Genomic DNA, 19,095 nt, shown 5'->3' on the forward strand with positions numbered 1-19,095 from the left:
TTCGTGTCCGAACACGAGACGATGGAACTGGGCTTGGAGCCCCGGTTTCCGCAGCACACCGGTAGTTTCCGGTTCTGGTTCGCCGATCAGCGCTGGGAGTGGTCCGAGGCGGTCGCCACCCTGCACGGCTACGGCCCCGGAGAGGTGGAACCGACGACGGAATTGCTACTGGCGCACAAGCATCCCGATGATCGCGACGAGGTCGCCGACACCTTGGAGACGGTGGTCAAGACCGGGTTGCCGTTCTCGAGCAGGCACCGCATCATCGACACCGCCGGGGTGATGCACCATGTGCTTGTGGTCGGCGACCAGCTACGCGACTCCGTCGGCGCGTTGGTGGGCACGGCGGGGTTCTACATCGACGTCACCGAGACTGTGGCCGCCGAACGCCAGGAGACCATCGACGAGCAGTTACCGGAGATGGTGGCCGCGCGAGAGGTGATCGAACAGGCCAAGGGCGCGTTGAGCGCCATCTACGGCATCAGCACCGAGCAGGCCTTCGCGGTGTTGCGGTGGCGCTCGCAGGAGACCAACACCAAACTTCGCGTGCTGGCCGAGAAACTCGTCGTCGGTTTGGCCGCCTTTGGTGGCGCCGACACCCGCACCCGCACCCGTTTCGATCACCTGCTGCTGACTGTGCACGAACAACCCTGAACTGCGACCGCCGCGGGGATCGTCTGCGCGACGAGCCGGGGCGCGAGGACCGCCTTCGCGGTATAGCGGGGCTCGAAGACGCGATCAGGGTGCCACCTCTGCCCGAGCATCGAGAGGGTGGGGTGCGCTACCCGATTCACCGACGTACCGGGGCCGTTTCGATGCCGGAAGACGGGGTAGATGCCGGGAGTGGGAAACATGCCGCCTAACGGTGTCGATGAGGCAGCGGTCGCCGCCGCGCGACAGGTGATCGAGCAGGCGAAGGGTGCGGTGATGCTGGTCTACAGCGTCGACGCCGACCACGCCTTCGAGATCCTGCGAACCGCATCCCAGGACACCAACATCAAACTCCGCGACATCGCAGCCGCGGTGGTCGAGGAACTCCCCGAGATCGGCACACCTCGAGACATGGAAGCGCTCCGAGAATCCTTGGATCGCGTGCTGTTCAGAGCTACCACACACCAGCCGCACCACTGACAACCGTCAACGGCCCGTCGGAGGTCGGTAGCCGCCGAAGACCAGCCAGGCTCGGCGAGCGGGATGTGACGACTCGCACCAGCGGGCGCTGCCGCCGGGCAGGGGGAAAGTGCTTGGTCCGGCGGCAGCGCGCGTATCCGACAGCGGGTACCGGCCACCCCCAGTGGTGACCAAAACATCTGTACCCGGCTGTTATTCGTCACAGCAGCGCCCAGCGTTACATGACGGCGTCATCTCCCGGGTGTGACGCTCGTCGCATATTGCCGCCGACTGCTGTCACCACAGGATCAGGCGCCCGGGTGCCGTGTCCGGACCGGAGGTGCCCGGCACCGGTCAGGCGACACCGACCGTCGACGCACGAACGTTGCAGCCGGCCCCGCGAGATGGTTTGCATCAGTCCGATCGCCCAGCAGGTCGGGCACCCGCGCAGTGCGAGCAGACCCACCGGCGCCAGCAGCAAGCCGAATACCCCGAATACCGGCAGCAACGCGATCGCGCCGATCAGCGCGCCGAATCCCACGACGCCGCGTACCAGGTGCCGGGGCACCGAGGCGCTGGCGAAGTTCTGCTCATCAGTCATTCTGTCCGCTCCTTTCCGGCGTTGGGTGCGGTGTATTCCGCAGCTGGTGTTGCACCGTTGCCCGGGCACGGTGCAGCCGTGACTTCATCGCCGCGACACTCAGGCCGAGCATGCCCGCGACCATCCGGCCGCTGTACCCCTGAACGTCTCGCATGATCAGCACCCGCCGCTGGTCGGCGGGCAGCGCGGCGATCACCGCCGCCACTCGGGCGGCTTCGAGTCGCTGAACGGCCTCGTCCTCGGCCGACGCCACGAAGGAATCGGGCATCGGCTCGAATTGCCTTGTCACCATGCGCCACTGCCGGACGCACTCGTTGCGGACGATGCGGAACATCCACGACGCCAGCGCACCGGAGGCTCGCAGCGTCCCGATCTTGCGATAGAGGATGAGCAGCGCTTCTTGCGCGGCGTCCTCCGCGTCTTCGGCGGAGGCGCACAGCGTGTGAGCGAACCGGCGCACATGCGGGTACGAGCCGGATACCAGTGCGGCGATCGCCGCGGCGTCGCCTTCGCGCGCCGCGGCGATCAAACGCTCGTCAGGCCAGGTGTAGTCAGTCACGCGAGCGGCTCCAGCGGCGGAGGACGGTGACACTGCACCAGCCCACCAGCACGGTCACCACTGCGATGGCGGCAATGATCACGACAAACCTCCTCGATTCGCGCCGACCTGGTTGCCGGCACACGTATGAGAGGGCCGGACATCACCAAAGGATTCACCTCGAATGTCAGCACAGCCGACGCGGCGGGTTCGAGCAACTACCGGGAGTTGCCCCCAGCCTGATTGCCGTCACGCCGCTGCGGTACGCAGAATTGTCGCCGTGGCCGGTGGTTCGACTCGACCGTTGTTGTTCTTGGATGTCGACGGGACATTGCTCCCCTACGGCACCGCCGCTCCATCGGTGAGCGAGGTGGACTGGTCGGCGTGGCAGCAGCCATCGAATCCGCTCCTGTCCGGGCTGACCCGAAGCCTCGGCGACCGACTGCTGGCACTGGACTGTGAACTGAGGTGGGCCACCGGCTGGGGCGAGGACGCCAACCGCGTGCTCGCGCCGATCCTCGGTCTGCCGCAGCTGCCGGTGGTGGCGTTGCCCGACTATCCCGGCGGCGACTATTTCGACGACGAGTTGCACTGGAAGACCAGAGCTGTGGTCACCTCGGCCGCCGGACGCTCGTTCATCTGGATCGATGACGAGATCAGGGAGCAGGATTCGGCCTGGGTCTGCGGCAACCACCACGGCCGCGCCCTGCTGCATCGTGTCGACGGCGTTCTGGGTCTGCTCGATACGGACTTCACCGCGCTCACCGATTGGCTACGGGCGGCACCGTAGCCGTCCGGGGTGATCGACCAGCGCAGGCGAGTCCTCCCGGCCGCCACGAGGCACCATCCGCTCCACGGGCTCGGGTTCACCGGCGTGGGTAGGGTCTCGGCAGGGCCCGCATCCGGCGGGCGACCCGGAGAAGGAGTGCCGCGCCATGCCACTGTTCGGCCGAGACACCGAGCTGAAGGACCTGCGCGCGCTCGTCGACGGTCCCGCCGAACGCAGCGGTATCCTCCTCCGAGGGGAGGCCGGTATCGGAAAGTCGGCGCTCGTGGACGAGACCGTCGCCGCCGCGGCCATCGCGGGGCTGCGGGTGCTGCGGACCGCGGGCGTCGAAGCCGAACAGCACTACGCCTACGCCGGATTGCACCGCCTGCTCTACCCGCTGCGCCACGGGTTCGACGCCTTGCCCCCACGTCAATACGAGGCGCTGACCACCGCATTGGGCCTGTCGGGCTCCGATGCGGAGCCGAGTACCTACCTGGTCGGGCTCGCCGCGCTGACACTGCTGGCCGACGCGGCCGTCGAGCGGCCGCTGCTGATCGTCGCCGAAGACGCGCACTGGCTCGATGACGCCGGCGTCGAGGTCCTCGCCTTCGTCGCCCGCCGCATCGACACCGAACCGATCGCCCTGATCGCCACACTCCGTGACGGCTACCGCTCACCGCTCGCCGACGCCGAACTGACCTTCATGCGACTCGAGCCGTTGCCCGACGATCACGCGGCGGCACTGCTCGACCACGCCGCACCCGAGCTGTCCGCGCCGACCCGTCGGCGGCTGCTGGCCGCAGCCCACGGCAACCCGCTCGCGCTCACCGAGCTGCCCACCGTGGCCGACGACCTCGAGGAATTCCTCCCGGCCCTGCCGCTGACCGAACGGCTCGAGCGCGCCTTCACCGCACGCAGCGCCACACTGCCCGCGCCGACCCGATCCGCGTTACTCGTCGCCGCGCTCAACGACAGCGACTCCCTCGCGGAAACGCTCACAGCCACAAGCGTTCTGCTAGGATCCACGGCCGAGCCCGCACTCCTCACGCCCGCGGTCGAGGCCCGGCTGATCGAAGTCGGCACCGACACGATTGCCTTCCGGCACCCGCTGATGCGATCGGCCCTCGCCGCCACGGCCACGGCCGACGAACGCCGGCGCGCGCACCACGCGCTCGCCGACCTGATCGAACGGCCGGACCGGCGCGTCTGGCAGCGCGCCGCGGCCACGGTGGGTCCGGACGAACAGGTGGCCCTCGAACTGGAAGACCTCGCCGAACGGGCCCGCCACCGCGCAGGCGCGATCGCGGCGCTGGAGCGGGCTGCCGCCCTGACCGACCACCCGGACCGGCAAGCGGACCGACTGCTGCGCGCGGCCGAACTCGCCGTCGACTCCGGCCGCCGCGCCACCGCCGAACGACTCGTCCACGCCGCGCGCGCACTCCCCCTGGCCCCCCGCCACGACGCCACCGCGGCCTGGTTGCTCAGCGGATTCGACGACGGAGTACGCGAAGATCCCTCCCGCATCGCCGAATTGGCGGCGCTGGCAGCCGCCGTCGCCGCGGAGGGCAACGCCGACGCGGCGATGCGGATTCTGTGGGGTGCGGCCATGCGGTGCTTCTGGTCCGAACCCGGCCCAGCCACCCGTCGCGCGCTCCTCGTCGTCGCCGACGAACTCCCCATACCCGACGACGACCCGCGCCTGGTCGCCGTCGCCGCGTACGTGGCCCCCTTCGAACGCGGCGAACACGTTCACCACCACCTGCGCGCACTGGCCTCCGGCATCGGCCACGACCCCGAGACCGATCGTTTCCTGGGCAGCGCGGCCCTCCAAGTGGGCGCCTTCGACCTCGCCGCCCACTTCTCCACCGTGGCCGCGCCCGGCCTGCGCGCCGCGGGCAAGCTGGGACTGCTGCCACGCGCGCTCACGGTGCGGGCCTGGAGCCTGACCCGGCTCGGCGACCTCACCACCGCGGCGCCCGTCGCGGCCGAAGCCGCGACCTTCGCCCGCGAGACCGGGCAACCCTTCATGCACGGACTGGCCGTCGCCGTGCAAGCCGAGATCGCCGCACTGCACGGGGATTATCCGCACGCCGCCGCCCTCGGCGCGGATGCCGAACGGATCGGCCTCGCCTCCGGCGCACGGCCGGTACTGGCCACCGTCCAGCTCGCTCGCGGGATCGCAGCCCTCGGTGAGGGACGATTCGACGACGCCTTCGCCGATCTGCGCCGGATGCACGACCCCGGCGATCCGTCCCACTCGCCGGCCCTGCGCGCGTATTTTCTCGCCGAACTCACCGATGCCGCGATCCGGGCCGGTCAGGCCGACGCCCTGCGGGAGCTGCTGCGCGAACTGGAACCCGCCGCTGCGTCCACACCCGCACTCGCCCTGCACATCGGATTGCGCTACGCACAGGCCCTGCTCGCGACGGAAACCGCCGAAGAGCATTTCACCGGTGCGCTGGCGGCGGACCTGAGCGGCTGGCCCGCCGAACGCGCGCGACTGCACCTTTCCTACGGTGAATGGCTGCGGCGGCAACGCCGGGTCGTCGAATCCCGGACCCATTTGCGCACGGCCAGGGAGGCTTTCGACGCTCTCGGGTTCGCCGCCTGGAGTGAACGAGCGCGCCTCGAACTGCGCGGCGCCGGCGAATCGAGCCCCAACCGGAGCCCGGACGCCCGCGAGCAGCTCACCCCGCACGAGCTGAGCATCGCGCGCTTGGCGGCTCAGGGCCTGACCAACCGTGAGATCGGGCAGCGGCTGTACCTGTCGCATCGCACCGTCAGCACCCACCTGCACCGGATCTTCCCCAAACTCGGCGTCAGCTCACGAACCGATCTCGCCGGACTCCTACCCGCCGGAGACGACACCACCGCATAACCCCTCCGCGTCGGATGGCGGAAGTTCGTCGGCAAATACGAGCACCGAGTCCTCGACGGCATCGGCCACAACGTCCCGCAGGAAGCGCCGCACCCGTTCGCCCGGGCGATCATCGACGCAGCCCACCTGTGACCAGCGCCTTGGCGCAGAGGCAGTCGATCGCTCGCCGGCATGCCCCAGCCACCATGCGGGTCCGCCCAATGGGTGGTGCGCAACGCGGATCGCGCATGGGTGGCCGCGCCGGTTCATCAGTGGCCGAGTTCCTCGAGCGTGCCGTGCCGCCGCAGATGGCCGTCCGTTTCGAGTTCGACGATGGTGTCGATGCCGATTCGCGCCAGGAACGGATGGTCGTGGCTGACGACGAGGACCGCGCCCCGGTAGCCGGCGAGCGCCTCGATGAGCTGCTCGACGCTGGCGATGTCGAGGTTGTTGGTGGGCTCGTCGAGAATCAGCAACTGGGCGGGCGGGTCGGCGAGCAGCAGCCGGGCCAGCGAGACGCGGAAACGTTCACCACCCGAGAGCGTCGACACCGGCCGGTCCACGCTGTCGCCACGCAGCAGCAGCCGGGCCAGCTGATTGCGGATGGCGGCCGGTGGGGTGGTGGTGGCCACGGCGTGCACGTTGTCCACCGCGCCGGCGTCCTCGACGAGTCCGTCCAGGCGTTGCGGCAGGTAGCCGACGCGGTCGGTGAACAGGGCGCCCGTCACGTGCCCTGGCGTGTGAGTCCCGATGCCCAGCAGGTTCTCGATCAACCTCGATTTCCCGGCGCCGTTGGGTCCTACCAGCGCGACCCGCTCGGGGCCCTGGATGACGAGGGTGTGGTCGCCGTCGCGTAGTTCGGCGATGCGCCTGCCGCGTGGCACGTCCGGGTCGGGCAGGTCGAGGTGGATGTGTTCCTCGCGGCGTACGCGAGACGCGGCGTCATCGAGGAGTTGCTGAGCGGTGCGGACTTTCGCGTCGAGACCGGTGCGCATCGCGCCCGCCGAGGCCTGTGCTCTGCTGGCGCGGTTGCCTGCCAGGATGCGCGGGATGCCGCCGTGCTGCTGCGTCGCTCGTGCGGTGCGCTCGCGGCGCGCGAGTTTGGTCTCGGCTTCGATCCGCTGCCGTTTTTCGGTCTTCAGTGCCTGTTCGGCGGTCCGGGCCGCCTGCACGGCCGCGGACTGTCGCTGTTCGAGATGTTGTTTCCAAGCACTGTAGGGGCCACCGAACACTTCCATCGCCGCCGCGTGTAGTTCGGCGGTGCTGTCCATGCGTTCGAGCAGTTCGAGGTCGTGGCTGACCACGACGAGGGTCCCCGGCCAAGTGTCGACGAACGCGCCCAGTTGCGCGCGCGTGGCCCGGTCCAGATTGTTCGTCGGCTCATCGAGCAGCGTGATCGGAGTGCGGCGGATCCGCAGCCCGGTGACGGCCGCGAGCACGGCTTGCCCGCCGGAGATCTCGTCGACACGCCGGTCGAGATCCGCTGCGGTGAAGCCGATCTCGTGCAGTGCCTCGTCGGCGCGCGCTTCGATGTCCCAGTCGTCGCCCACCGCGTCGAAGTGCCCTTCGTCGGTGTCTCCGGATTCGATCGCGCGTAGTGCGGCGAGCGTGCCCGCGATGCCGAGCAGTTCGGCGAGGGTGGTGCCGTGGCCGAGGGTCAGCGTCTGGGGTAGGTAGCCGACTTCGCCCGCGACCTCGATGTGGCCCGAGGTGGGCGTCAGGATCCCCGCGATCAGGCGCAGCAGGGTGGACTTGCCCGCGCCGTTGCGGCCGACCAGTCCCGTTCGTCCGGCGCTGAAGACGCCGTTGAGCCGCGCCAGCGCGACGCTGCCGTCGGGCCATTCGAACGACAGATCGTGCAGCGTGATCGGCGAATGCGTAGATGTAGGCATGTGTGGTTCTCCTTGTGCCCGTGAGGGAAGCTTTGCGTTCGAAGCCCGGTTGCGGGCCGCGCGCGGCAGCGGGCAGCGACGATCACCGTGGAACTATCGGAGACGTCAGGCCCGCGGACGATTACCGCGCGATGAGATCTTCGAAGGCTGTGGCGACGGGCACCGTGCGCCGAGGCCGATTCCACGACCTGTCAACGACATGGTGAGGGTGCGCACAAGGGCGTCCGCGCGATACGCACACGCGCGACTCGGCGGTTCATCGGAGTGATGAACGCCCGACCCGGAGACGCCGCCTTCGAACAGGCGGCTACAGTCTGTCGACCTCGATGAGCACGCGGCCACCCTATCACCGGCTCGCACGCCTGTACCTGCCGGTCGCGGATACTCTGACCCGGTGCCCATTTCGTTCGACACCGGTCAGATGCAGCAGGTCGACACCGCGACCTGGCGCGATCCCCGGACCGGTGACATGGTGAACGTGACCTACTTCGGCCTCGCACCGGACCTGCCCGCGCCGCTCGAGGACCTCACCACTCTGCGTCGTCGCCTGGCCGAGCGCAGCGCCGAGAACGGCTGCCTGATCGAGGCTTTCGTGGTGTGGCTGGACGCTCAGCCCGCGCTGTTGCGAATGGAGAAGCTGCCGTTGCCGAACCAGCCGCAAGGCTTGGTGTTCGCCGCGTCGGTGATCGTCCCGAAGGCCGACAGCAGCGCGGTGCTACAGATCCTTTGTCCCGAGTCCGGCACCACCGGTGTGCGCGAAGCCGTGCTCGCGACGGAGATAGGTTTCGACAACATGTATCCGCCGCATCCCTACGCGCCCGAGGTGCGGGGGCGGCTGCCGTTCAACGTGGCCGACGACATCCGATGGGACGCGAAATTTCCCGACCATCCACTCAGCCGTGCCCGCCGCTGGATCGCACACACCATCCCGACCGCCCGGCTGGCCCCGGAATTCGCGGCCCTGCCCCCGTTCGCCGGCTAACCGACGCTCGGTGACACCGACACCCGCAGAAGGGCCTGCGCAACTTGCTACCGTGACGGCGACAGCGGACATCTGATCGCCAGTGGAGCTGACCTCGATCCGGCTGTATCAGACACCTCCGCAAGGATTTTGCTCGAAACGGCGCTCACCGGAGATCGATCCGGCCGAGATCGAAGTGCTCCCGGAACACGAATTCGTTGTTCGACCCGAAAATCGTCGATCAGCGCCGGCGGGCGACGCGTCGACGAATTCGAGGGACGTACGCGGCGTGATACCTTTTCCGAAGCATCCAACAGGCCGAGTTATCGCAGCAGAACCGCTCGCAGCGCAATATTCCGACATTTCCCGATGGTTCGAGTTCGCTTCAATCTTTCGCAGCGCAGCCGTATCTTCCGGTACCCGTCGGCATTTCGGACCCGCGTGATGTCATCTTCGCCGAATATCACCGAGTGCCGAAAACCCGCCAGATCGTCCGCCGGGTTCACACGGGCACGGATGTGGTAGCTCTTCGGCTCCTCCGGTGGGTATTCGCTGTTCGGACCGGGTCCGATGGGATAGCCCAGGAGCACCGACGATGCCCGATGCGGCCGATCTCGCCCTGGCGTCTCGGCGATGAACAACTCTTGCGGTGGTAGTACGGCCAGGTCGTATACTCGAAATATGGCGGATGAATCGTCCTCCACGGAATTTCCCGATGCGCCGGTTCTCGTGGTGCAGACCAGGGAACGCGTCTATCGGCTACGCGCCGGGGGCGCATATAATGTCGGCCGGGATCCAGAGGCCGACGTCGTCGTCACCGATCCGCGCGTATCCACCTTGCATGCCGTTCTGGAACGGGATGCGGAGGGTTGGAAAATCGAGGACGCGGGAAGTCTGAACGGAACGTTTTTCGACGGTCACCGCGTCGAGGAGATGGTGATCGACCACGACGAGACGTTCCAGCTGGGTCACGCCGTCGACGGCGAGCAGTTGGCCTGCTCCCTGGAAGGACAAGACGGGCGACCCGCCACCGAGGCCGGTGGTGAGGCCGGTGGAGACACGATGCTCGTCTCCGATCCCGGCTACGACCTCGACGACGAAGCCACGGTCACGAAGTTCCTTCCCGGTCTCCCCCGGCGAGTTTCGCCTCCGACTGTTCACCCCACCGCAGTCGTCCGGATCACCGAGCCCACGCTCCGGATCGGGCGGGCCGCCGACAACGACATCGTCACCCCCGATCTCATGGTCTCCCGCCATCACGCCGAGCTGCGCACGGTCGGCGCGGGTAAGTACCAGATCGTCGACCTCGACAGCCACAACGGCACCTACGTCAACGGCTCCCGGGTCGAGACCGCGGACCTCGCCGACTTCGATTCGATCGGTTTGGGGCATACCACCTTCCGGCTGGTCGGCGACGAGCTGCGCGAGTCCGTCGACACCGGCGAGGTGTCGGTTTCGGTGCAGAACCTCACGGTAAGGACACCGGAAGGCAAAGTGCTCCTGGACGGCGTGGGGTTCCCCATCCCGCAGCGCTCGCTCGTCGGGGTCATCGGGCCGAGCGGGGCGGGCAAGTCGACGCTGCTCGGCGCGGTCACCGGATTGCGGCCCGCGACGGAAGGAACGGTCCGCTACGACGGACGCGACCTGTACACCGATTACGACGAACTCCGGCACCGGATCGGACTGGTCCCGCAGGAGGACATCCTGCACAACCAGCTTCCGACGCGGCGCGCGCTGCTCTACGCGGCCGAGCTGCGCTTCCCCGGTGACACGGGACGCGAGGAGCGCGAGCAGCGGGTCGACGAGGTGCTCGAAGAACTGGGCCTGGCACGGCACGCGGACACCCGCATCGACAAGCTCTCGGGTGGGCAGCGCAAACGGGTGAGCGTCGCGCTCGAGTTGCTGACCAAACCGTCCCTGTTGTTCCTCGACGAACCGACCTCCGGTCTGGACCCCGGGCTGGACAAGACGGTCATGGAAATGCTGTCCGAACTGGCACACGACGGGCGGACGGTCATCGTCGTCACGCACAGCGTGGCGAACCTCGATGCCTGTGACCGTCTGCTGGTCTTGGTGCCCGGCGGCAAACTGGCCTATTACGGACCGCCCGCCGAGGGTTTGCAGCAGTTCAGGAAGCGCACCTGGGCCGAGGTCTTCCAGGCATTCGACCGCGATGAGGACCACGACTGGGCCGGTGAATTCCAGGCTTCGCCGCGCTTCGAGCAGTACGCGGCGGTCGCACCGACCGACGATGTCGGCCCCGCCGAAGTGCACGCCCCGGCGCCGCCGCCCGCGTCACAGTCCAAGTTCAGCCAGCTCAGTACGTTGTGCAGGCGATATCTGGCGGTGATCGCCTCGGATCGCAGCTACTTGGCGCTACTAGGTGTGATGCCCGTACTGCTGGGCGGCTTGATCGCCGCGGTTCCGTCGGGCGAGGGATTCATCGGGGCGCCGGGAACCAACGTCGATGCCCCGACCAAGCTCATGGTCTTGTCCTTCGCCGCCTGCTTCGTGGGCACCGGCAACTCCATTCGCGAGATCGTCAAGGAGCAGACGATCTACCGCAGAGAACGCGCCGCGGGTTTGTCGGCGGGGGTATATCTGATGTCGAAACTGCTGGTCCTGGGGGTGATCACCACCCTGCAGGCGGCGGTGCTGGTGTTGGTCGGCACCATCGGCGTGAGTATGCCGCCGAAAGGGCTGTTCACCTCCGTCGAGCTGGAGCTGATCCTCGCGATGGCGCTGCTCGGCATCGCGTCGCTGGCTCTGGGCTTGCTGGTGTCGGTGGTGGTGGACACCTCGGAGAAGACACTGCCACTGCTGATCGTGCTCTCGATGGCGCAGCTGGTGCTCACCGGCGGGCTGGTGCGACTGCCCGGCACACCCGTTCTGGAGCAACTGGCCTACATCGCGCCGTCCCGCTGGGGATTCGGCGCGGGAGCCGCCACCCTCGACCTCGACACCCTCTCACCGCACACGGGCGCTCCCGACCCGCTGTGGAAGAACACCCTGGGCACCTGGCTCGTCGATATGGGAGTCGTGGCCGGCCTGGGGACCGTGTTCCTCGCTCTGGCTTGGTACCGCCTGTATCAGTTGCGCCCGCGTCGCCGCGGCGCCCGCCGCCCGAGGCTTTGACATCGCAGTCAGGTACGCCACCTAGCCCCCATTATGCCGTCAGTCAATGAGCCATCATATAGGTCATTAGAAGTGCAGAGAACCTACTAGCGGGTGGATCTAAGGGGGCCTACAGCTGGACATCGCCCATCCTCGCCTGTACAACCGCAGTTGCAGGCGATTCGGTGACGAAAAACTTGTCTCGTCATCGAAGGTTCCACACCGAAGGCTTCACGCTTACACTGAGCCGTTATACAACGGCACGTTATCCAGGTGCGCGTGAACGGCCCGTTCGCCGCCCTCGACGAATGGATATCGACATGGTGGCGGCTTCGGCGAAATCTTCCGACTGGTCTTTCGAGCGCAAAGGCACCGAATGGGTCGCCGATGAAGAGCGCCGAGGCAAACCGAGGACCCTCTTCTGGCCGTGGGCCGGTACCAGCTGCAACGTGCTCCTGGTTTCGTTCGGTCCGTACGTGACGGCGCTCGGCCTCGACTGGCATCTGGCCGCCCTGGCCGCGGCGATCGGTGCGGTCCTTTCCTTCCTGCTGCTGGCTCTGGTGTCGTTGGCCGGACAGCAGGGCGGGGCCGCGACCATGGTGGCCGGTCGGGCGGCGTTCGGATTCCATGGCAACAAGGTCCCGACCGCGATCAGTTATCTGGCACTGGTCGGATGGGAGACCTTCTCGGCCGTCCTGGCGACGCTCGCCGCTCGCACCGTGATGCGCCGACTCGCCCCGGCCGCGGATACCAGGCCGCTGATGGTCTTCACTCTCCTCACCGTCATCGTGGTGAGCACGGTGCTCGGAATCTACGGCTGTCACGTGATTCTGCGGATCCAGAAGTGGTTCGCCCTGACCTTCACCGCCCTCACCGTCGTCTACATCGCGCTGACTCTGCCCAGGATCTCGTTCGCCACCCACGGCCACGGCGGCCTGGGCACATTCGCGGGCGGAGTCCTGCTGATCGCCAGCTTGCTCGGTCTCAGCTGGGTCAACTGCGCGGCCGACTACACCAGGTATCTGCCTCGCGAGACCAGCAAACGCGCGCTGGTGGGATGGGTCACCTTCGGCGGCACCGCACCCGCGGTAGTGCTGATGGGATTCGGGACGCTGCTGGCGGCGGGCGATCCGGACGTCGCGGCACTGGCCGAGACCGATCCGATCAGCGCCTTGTCGGCACATCTGCCCACTTGGTTCCTGGTGCCGTATCTGATCCTGGCGTTGGTCGGCTTCGTGTCCGGCTCCACCATCGGCCTGTACTCCTCAGGGCTCGCGCTGCAGACCTTGGGTGTGCGGATGCCTCGGCACTACACCGTGCTGATCGACGCGGTTCTGATCGCCTGCGCCGGCGGATATGTCGTTTTCGCCGCTCCGGGCTTCTTCGCCCCGTTCCAAGCATTTCTGACCACCACGGCGGTCGTCATGGCCGCCTGGTCCGGGATCTTCGTGGTCGACCTCTGGCAGCGCCGCCGCGTCGGATACGACCGGACAGCGCTGTTCAGTCCGGTCGGCGGCTACGGCGGGGTGAACCGCGTCGGAATCGGCTGCCTCACCATCGCGGTGATCGCCGGGTTCGGCCTGATCACTTCACCCGATCCGCACATCGGCCCTCTTCTCGGGTATCTGTTCACCCCCGCCGCCCGGGCAGGCAGTCTGGGCAGCAGCAACCTCGGCATCTTCGTCGCGCTTGTCCTCGCCACGCTGGGATACGCGGCTTTGCACCGAGTGCGTCCAGCCGCGGAGCCGCCTCTCAGCGAGAGCCGTGAAGCCGAGCCGGTCCGAGTGCACGCGTAACCGAAACCGTCGCCGTCGAGTCTTCATCACTCGTTGTCGAGATCGGCTCCGAGCCTGACCGTCGTGCGACAGCAGCATCCCGGCGCGGTGCCACCGGTCGTCCGACGGGACCGCGACGAGGCCACGGGCGAGCAGCTCTCGCCATAGCCGACCGGCGGCCGACCGGCGCTTGCTCATCGGCCCGCAAAACGAGGCAGTCTGCGGTCCAGCATGGCCGAGACGGCCTCGTGGTGGTCCTCGGTGTGGTGCGCGGCGGCCTGCATCGCCGCCGACAGCTCGAGCAGGCTCTCCAGACTCTGGTGCGCTCCTTCGCGAAGCAGTCGCTTGGTCATCCGCAGGGCGTGCGGCGGATTGGCGGAGACGCGAGCGGCCAGCCGGTGGGCCGCGTCCAAGAGGGCGCTGGGCTCGACCACCTGGGAGACCAGCCCCCAGTCGAGCGCGGTGACCGCATCGATCGGCTCACCGGTGAAGGCCATCACGCAGGCCCTGGCCATGCCGATCGCTTTGGGCAGCAACCAGGCGCCGCCGTCACCGGGGACGAGGCCGACCTTGACAAAGCTCTCGGCGAACACCGCGGTGGTTGCGGCGATCCGCATGTCGCACAGCAGCGCCAGATCGAAACCCGCGCCGATGGCCGGGCCGTTGACAGCGGCGATGGTGGGTATCTCGCAGTGATACAGAGCTTTCGGGATGCGCTGAATGCCGTGCCGGTATTCCTGACGCAGTCGGGCCGGAGTGCCGCCGAACATGCCGGTCCGCGCACGCATGTGCTTGACGTTGCCTCCTGAGGAGAACGCCGCCCCCGCACCGGTGAGGATGGCTGCCCGCACACTGTGGTCTCGGTTGGCCGCCGTCACCGCGTCCTCGAGAGCGCTGATGGTGTCGGCATCGGAAATCGGATTGCGGGCTTCCGGGTTGTTCAACGTCCAGACGACGATGTCTCCGGTCCGGGCGATCAAGATCGGGTCATTCATCACGCCCTCCGGATGTTCCCCGGGACAGAACGATTCGCACGTCGACCGGCATGAAGCCGCGACCGGACGCGATCACCGGGTTGAGATCGAGTTCGGATATCTCCGGGTGCGTGGCGACGAAATCGCCGATCCGGACGAGCAACCGAGCGAGCTCGGTGCGATCGACCGCGGGCAGATGCCGGTAGCCGTCGAACATGCGGGAGACGATCGTCTCCTCGATCATTTCGCGGGCTTCCGGTTCGGTGAGCGGGACGGCTCGGAAGGCGACGTCCCGCACCGCATCGACCAGCACGCCACCGGTACCGAAGGCCAGCACGGGCCCGAAGATCGGATCGCGTGTGGCGCCGACGAGCAGTTCCACCCCGGCGTCGGCCATGGGGGTCACGATCAAGCCATCGATGCGGGCGTCAGGGATCGCAGCGCTCACCGAGCCGATGATGGCTTCGGCGTGCTCGGTGGCGGTGGAGGCCACCACGTTCAACCGGACCCCTCCGACGTCCGATTTGTGCACCACCTGCGCGGAGACGACCTTCAGCGCGCACGGTCGGCGGTATGCGGCGACAGCGGCGGCCACCGCATCGATGTCACGGACGAAAGTCCAGACGCCGAGGTCGACTCCCGCGTCCACCAGCACTCGCCGGGCGGTCGGCTCGTCGAGAATTCCCGAGCCCGGAAGGGGCGGGGCCGGCGGCGGCAACATCAGCGAGGAGCGCGCGGCATGGTCGGCCATCAGACGGCCACGCCGGTGCAAGGCCACCGCCACCCGCACGGCGTGCTCGATCGAGCTGAGCACAGGTACGCCACCGGCCCGCAGCCGGTCGTGGTTGGCGATGTCCAGACTCGCGTAGCAACTCTGAACCAGCAGGGGCACATCGTATTCGATGGAGAGCGCGAGCAGGGCTCCCGCAGTGGCCTCTTCGGCATCGCGCAATCCCGGATCGAATCGGAGGTGGTAGCCGCCGTACAGGCCGATGATCAGCACTAGACCGACTGCGGGGTCGCGCATGAGGATTTCGGTGGCCTCGGCGAAGACCATCGGGTCGGCGTCGGTGGCGCCCGCCGCGTCGACCGGGCCGGACACCGCGGCGGCGGGGCCGAGCAGGTGCCGCAACTGCTGCCGAGTTCGCTCGCCGAGCCGCGCCGATTCGATGCCATGCGCGGCCAAGGCGTCCGCCGCCAACGCAGCGTGGCCACCGCCATCGCTGAGGATCGCGACCGTGCGACCCGGGGCGATCGGAGCGCAGGTGGCGAGGGCTCCCGCGACGACCGCGAGTTCGTCGGAGCGGTCGACCAGTTCCACCCCGGCTTGGCGCAGTACAGCGGTTGTCACGGCGTCCGAGCCGGCGATCGCGCCGGTGTGCGAGGCCGTTGCGCGACGGCCGCCCTCCGAGCGGCCACCGCGCAGCAGGGCGACCGGCGTGCCCGGCACGGTCCGAGCCGCCGCGATCAGGAACGATCGCCCGTCGGCGAATCCCTCGGAGTGGATCGCCACGACACCGGTTTCCGGATGACGGGCGAGTTCGACGAGGCATTCGTCATAGCGGACGTCGGCTTGGTTGCCCAGCCCCACATAAGCGTGGAATCCGGGGCCTTTCAGCGCGCGACCGTCGTTCACCAACGACAACAGCATGTTCCCGCTCTGCGTGATGACGCTGATCGGTCCGCGCGGAACGTCCTGGAGGCCGACGAGATTGGCGCCCGACGTGAGATTGAGCAGGCCGGAGGTGTTGGGACCGATGACCCGGATACCGGTGTCGTCGACGGCCGCTGCCAGCGCGGCGGCGAGAGCGGCGCCGTCCTCCCCCACCTCGCCGAAACCGTTGGCGAGTACGACCGCGCCGGCGATGCCCGCGGCCGCGCACTCCCGCAGCGCGCCCGGCACGGCTGCGGCGGGCACCGCGATCAGCGCGACATCGGCGCCGTACGGAATCTGATCGATCGATGCGCAGACGTCGAGGCCGAGAATCTGTCCGGCCTTCGGGTTGACCGGGTAGACCGGGTAGGCGTACCCGGACTCTTGCAGGGCGCGGATGGCCTGGTGGCCGCGCTTCGCCGGGTCGGCGGACGCGCCGACCACGACGATGGAACGGGGATCCAGCAGCCGTTCCAGGGCGGTGCGGGCCGGGGTGTCGAGTGTGGTCACGTCACTTTCCTTCGAAAACGGGGGTACGACGTTGGGCGAAAGCCGCCACGCCCTCGGCCCAGTCCCGGGTGGCCATCAGTTCCAGGATCTGGCGCGGCTCGGTGGCGAGCGCGACTTCGAGGGAATCGTCGCGACGCAGCGCGGCCTTCATTCGCGCCAGTGACAACGGCGCCTTGCCCGCCAACGAATCAGCGAGGCCGCGCGCCGCATCGAGGAGGGTGCCCGCGGGTACGGTCGCGTAGGCCAAGCCCCAGTCGAACGCTTGTGCGCCGGTGCAGCGCTCACCGAGGATGAGCAGATCGGTGGCCCGGCGCAGACCGATCAACCGGGGTAGCCGATGAGTGACGCCACCCCCGACGAATGTCCCGATGGCGACCTCGGGGAAACCGAGCTGCGCGTCCTCGGCCATGACGAGAAAATCCGCGCTGACCGCGATTTCGGCACCGGCGCCGAGCGCGTAACCACCGACGGCGGCGATCACGGGCGTGTCCATGCGCTGGATCTGTTCGCACGCCCGCTGGGCGAGGTCGAGGTAGCGCGCTTGCTCGGTAGGCGTGCGAATGCCGAAGCGGTGCGCCTTCAGGTCAGCGCCCGCACAGAACGAGCGGCCCGCCCCGTGAAGTATCACGCAGCGCACCGCCGGGTCGGAATCGGCGACGACCAGATGGCCGATCAACGCTTCGTAGAGCTCTTCGCTGACCGCGTTGAGCCGCTCCGGGCGATTCAACGTCAGCGTCGCGGTGCTACCGGACCTGCTCACCAGCACTGTGGACATCTCACTCACTTCCTCCTGCTCGGGGATCGCGCCCAGACTATGCCATAACATTTGCATTCCCAGGTTTGGATGCAACTTCAATTGCATTCAGCGGGCGGAAGGTGTTGCATCACCGACCATCAGTTACCCGGGTCACAGCCCACGGTCCTTGGGAGGCATCGTGCCCACCACAATCCCCCCTGGGGGAAACCTGAAGCACAGCATCAACACTCGCCAGCTGACAATGATCGGAATCGGCGGCGTCATCGGCGCGGGATTGTTCGTCGGCAGCGGTAACGCGATCGCGGCCGCCGGACCGGGCATCGTCCTGGCCTATCTGCTCACCGGCCTCGTCGTCATCCTGGTGATGCGCATGCTGGCCGAGCTGTCCACGGCCAGTCCGGAAACCGGTTCGTTCTCGAGCTACGCCTCCCGCGAACTGGGGCCATGGGCCGGGCTGTCGGTCGGCTGGGTGTACAGCTACCACTGGTGCGTGACAGTCGCTTTCGAGGCCATCGCCGGTGGCGCGATCGCCAATCAGCTGTGCCCCGCACTGCCCACGTGGGCCTTCGCCCTCCTCTTCCTGAGCGTTCTGACCGGAGTCAACCTGGCCGCGGTGAGTTCGTTCGCACGCTTCGAGTTCTGGTTCGCCCTGATCAAAGTCACCGCGATCGTGGTCTTCATCGGCATCGGCGGGGCGGCGATCTGCGGGGCGTTTCCCGACTACACCGCGCCGGGGACAGCGAACCTGCTGGGACGGGGCGGCCTGTTACCCAATGGATTCACCGCCCTGCCGGCCGCCTCGCTGACGGTCTTCTTCTCCTATTTCGGCACCGAACTGGTCACCATCGCCGCGGGCGAGGCCGCCGATCCGGTCCACGCGGTGCGGGCGAGCATGCGCAGCGTCGCCGGGCGCATCCTGATCTTCTACGTGGGCTCGATGCTGGTCGTCGTCACGTTGCTGCCCTGGGACAGCGCCGAGATCACCGAGAGTCCGTACACCGCGGTACTGAATCAGCTCGGCATTCCCGGCGCACGGACCATCATGAACGCGATCGTCCTCACCGCGGTGTTGTCGTGCCTGAACTCGGGGCTCTACTCCGCCTCACGCATGTTGTTCGCGCTGGCACAACGCGGAGAGGGACCACGACCGCTGGGCCGCGTCGCCCGATCCGGCGTGCCCGCCGCAGGGGTTCTCGCCGCCGCCTGCGCCGGCTTCCTGGCCGTGGCCGCGAACTACTTCCTACCCACCGGAGCGGTCTTCAGCTTCCTGCTCAGCTCTTCCGGCGCCGTCGCGGTGATCGTCTACCTGTGCATCTGCGCTACCTACATCGCGAGCCGGCGCCATCGTGCCACGGCATCCGCGGCGCCGCCGGTGCGGATGTGGGGCGCCGCCTATCTGCCGCACCTGGTCTTGATCACGCTGGTGGGCATCGTGGTGGGGATGGCATTCGGATCCGATACCCGCACACCGCTGGCGCTGACCGCGGCGGTAACGACCCTGGCCGTGGCCGCAGGCCTGCTGCACCAGCGCCACACCGCCAAGGACGCGGTGACGACACCCGCGAAATAATCGGCGCCGGAGC

At 67.9% G+C, this 19,095-nt stretch carries 14 protein-coding genes and 1 pseudogene; 9 read left to right on the forward strand and 6 right to left on the reverse strand.

The window, feature by feature from the left end:
• The first annotated feature begins 3 nt into the window (after positions 1-3).
• Positions 4-654 carry a PAS and ANTAR domain-containing protein gene (locus tag ACZ6DL_RS17460; RefSeq protein WP_466052199.1) on the forward strand — a complete coding sequence of 217 codons (651 nt, stop codon included), beginning with the start codon at positions 4-6 and terminating at the stop codon, positions 652-654.
• A gap of 198 nt (positions 655-852) precedes the next feature.
• Complete coding sequence (locus ACZ6DL_RS17465) at positions 853-1,131, forward strand: ANTAR domain-containing protein (RefSeq protein ID WP_466052201.1); 279 nt, start codon at positions 853-855, stop codon at positions 1,129-1,131.
• A gap of 217 nt (positions 1,132-1,348) precedes the next feature.
• On the opposite strand, the gene ACZ6DL_RS17470 is transcribed toward ACZ6DL_RS17465, so the two are convergent.
• Both ACZ6DL_RS17470 and ACZ6DL_RS17475 read right to left on the reverse strand, forming a co-directional pair.
• Positions 1,349-1,711 carry a hypothetical protein gene (locus tag ACZ6DL_RS17470; RefSeq protein ID WP_466052203.1) on the reverse strand — a complete coding sequence of 121 codons (363 nt, stop codon included), beginning with the start codon at positions 1,709-1,711 and terminating at the stop codon, positions 1,349-1,351.
• Entirely contained in the window at positions 1,704-2,270 is a 567-nt protein-coding gene (locus tag ACZ6DL_RS17475) for an RNA polymerase sigma factor (RefSeq protein WP_466052205.1), read from the reverse strand. The genes ACZ6DL_RS17470 and ACZ6DL_RS17475 overlap by 8 nt, the downstream gene beginning before the upstream one ends.
• Positions 2,271-2,529: 259 nt before the next feature.
• On the opposite strand from ACZ6DL_RS17475, the gene ACZ6DL_RS17480 reads away from it, so the two are divergent.
• The 3 genes and pseudogenes from ACZ6DL_RS17480 to ACZ6DL_RS17490 form a co-directional block, all read left to right on the forward strand.
• The gene (locus tag ACZ6DL_RS17480; protein ID WP_466052207.1) at positions 2,530-3,039 is read left to right on the forward strand and encodes an HAD domain-containing protein; all 510 of its coding nucleotides are present in this window, start codon (positions 2,530-2,532) and stop codon (positions 3,037-3,039) included.
• Between the two features lie 145 nt (positions 3,040-3,184).
• The gene (locus ACZ6DL_RS17485) at positions 3,185-5,896 is read left to right on the forward strand and encodes an ATP-binding protein (protein WP_466052209.1); all 2,712 of its coding nucleotides are present in this window, start codon (positions 3,185-3,187) and stop codon (positions 5,894-5,896) included.
• A gap of 18 nt (positions 5,897-5,914) precedes the next feature.
• Positions 5,915-6,028, forward strand: a pseudogene (locus ACZ6DL_RS17490) (alpha/beta hydrolase); the annotation flags it as partial.
• Between the two features lie 116 nt (positions 6,029-6,144).
• Here the strand turns inward: ACZ6DL_RS17490 and ACZ6DL_RS17495 are convergent.
• The gene (locus tag ACZ6DL_RS17495) at positions 6,145-7,767 is read right to left on the reverse strand and encodes an ABC-F family ATP-binding cassette domain-containing protein (RefSeq protein WP_466052211.1); all 1,623 of its coding nucleotides are present in this window, start codon (positions 7,765-7,767) and stop codon (positions 6,145-6,147) included.
• A 394-nt stretch (positions 7,768-8,161) separates the two neighbouring features.
• Between ACZ6DL_RS17495 and ACZ6DL_RS17500 the strand changes: the two genes are divergently transcribed.
• From ACZ6DL_RS17500 to ACZ6DL_RS17510, 3 genes are all read left to right on the forward strand, one after another.
• Entirely contained in the window at positions 8,162-8,749 is a 588-nt protein-coding gene (locus ACZ6DL_RS17500; protein ID WP_466052213.1) for a hypothetical protein, read from the forward strand.
• Positions 8,750-9,409: 660 nt separating this feature from the next.
• Positions 9,410-11,863 carry an FHA domain-containing protein gene (locus tag ACZ6DL_RS17505; protein WP_466052215.1) on the forward strand — a complete coding sequence of 818 codons (2,454 nt, stop codon included), beginning with the start codon at positions 9,410-9,412 and terminating at the stop codon, positions 11,861-11,863.
• 299 nt (positions 11,864-12,162) lie between these two features.
• A complete protein-coding gene (locus ACZ6DL_RS17510) occupies positions 12,163-13,638 on the forward strand; it encodes a purine-cytosine permease family protein (protein WP_466052217.1) in 1,476 nt (491 codons plus the stop codon).
• A gap of 173 nt (positions 13,639-13,811) precedes the next feature.
• On the opposite strand, the gene ACZ6DL_RS17515 is transcribed toward ACZ6DL_RS17510, so the two are convergent.
• From ACZ6DL_RS17515 to ACZ6DL_RS17525, 3 genes are read right to left on the reverse strand one after another with little or no spacing between them, the layout of a single operon-like run.
• A complete protein-coding gene (locus tag ACZ6DL_RS17515; RefSeq protein ID WP_466052219.1) occupies positions 13,812-14,612 on the reverse strand; it encodes a crotonase/enoyl-CoA hydratase family protein in 801 nt (266 codons plus the stop codon).
• Entirely contained in the window at positions 14,605-16,755 is a 2,151-nt protein-coding gene (locus tag ACZ6DL_RS17520; protein WP_466052221.1) for an acetate--CoA ligase family protein, read from the reverse strand. Before ACZ6DL_RS17520 ends, ACZ6DL_RS17515 begins: the two co-directional genes overlap by 8 nt.
• 1 nt (position 16,756) lies before the next feature.
• Positions 16,757-17,581 (reverse strand): enoyl-CoA hydratase/isomerase family protein, encoded by an 825-nt coding sequence (locus ACZ6DL_RS17525; RefSeq protein ID WP_466052223.1) that lies wholly within the window; start codon positions 17,579-17,581, stop codon positions 16,757-16,759.
• Between the two features lie 109 nt (positions 17,582-17,690).
• Here ACZ6DL_RS17525 and ACZ6DL_RS17530 point away from each other — a divergent pair, with 109 nt between their 5' ends.
• On the forward strand, positions 17,691-19,082 hold the full coding sequence (locus ACZ6DL_RS17530; RefSeq protein WP_466052225.1) for an amino acid permease: 1,392 nt from the start codon (positions 17,691-17,693) through the stop codon (positions 19,080-19,082).
• Positions 19,083-19,095 lie beyond the last annotated feature (13 nt).

It is taken from the genome of Nocardia sp. NPDC041819 (genome assembly GCF_055590505.1).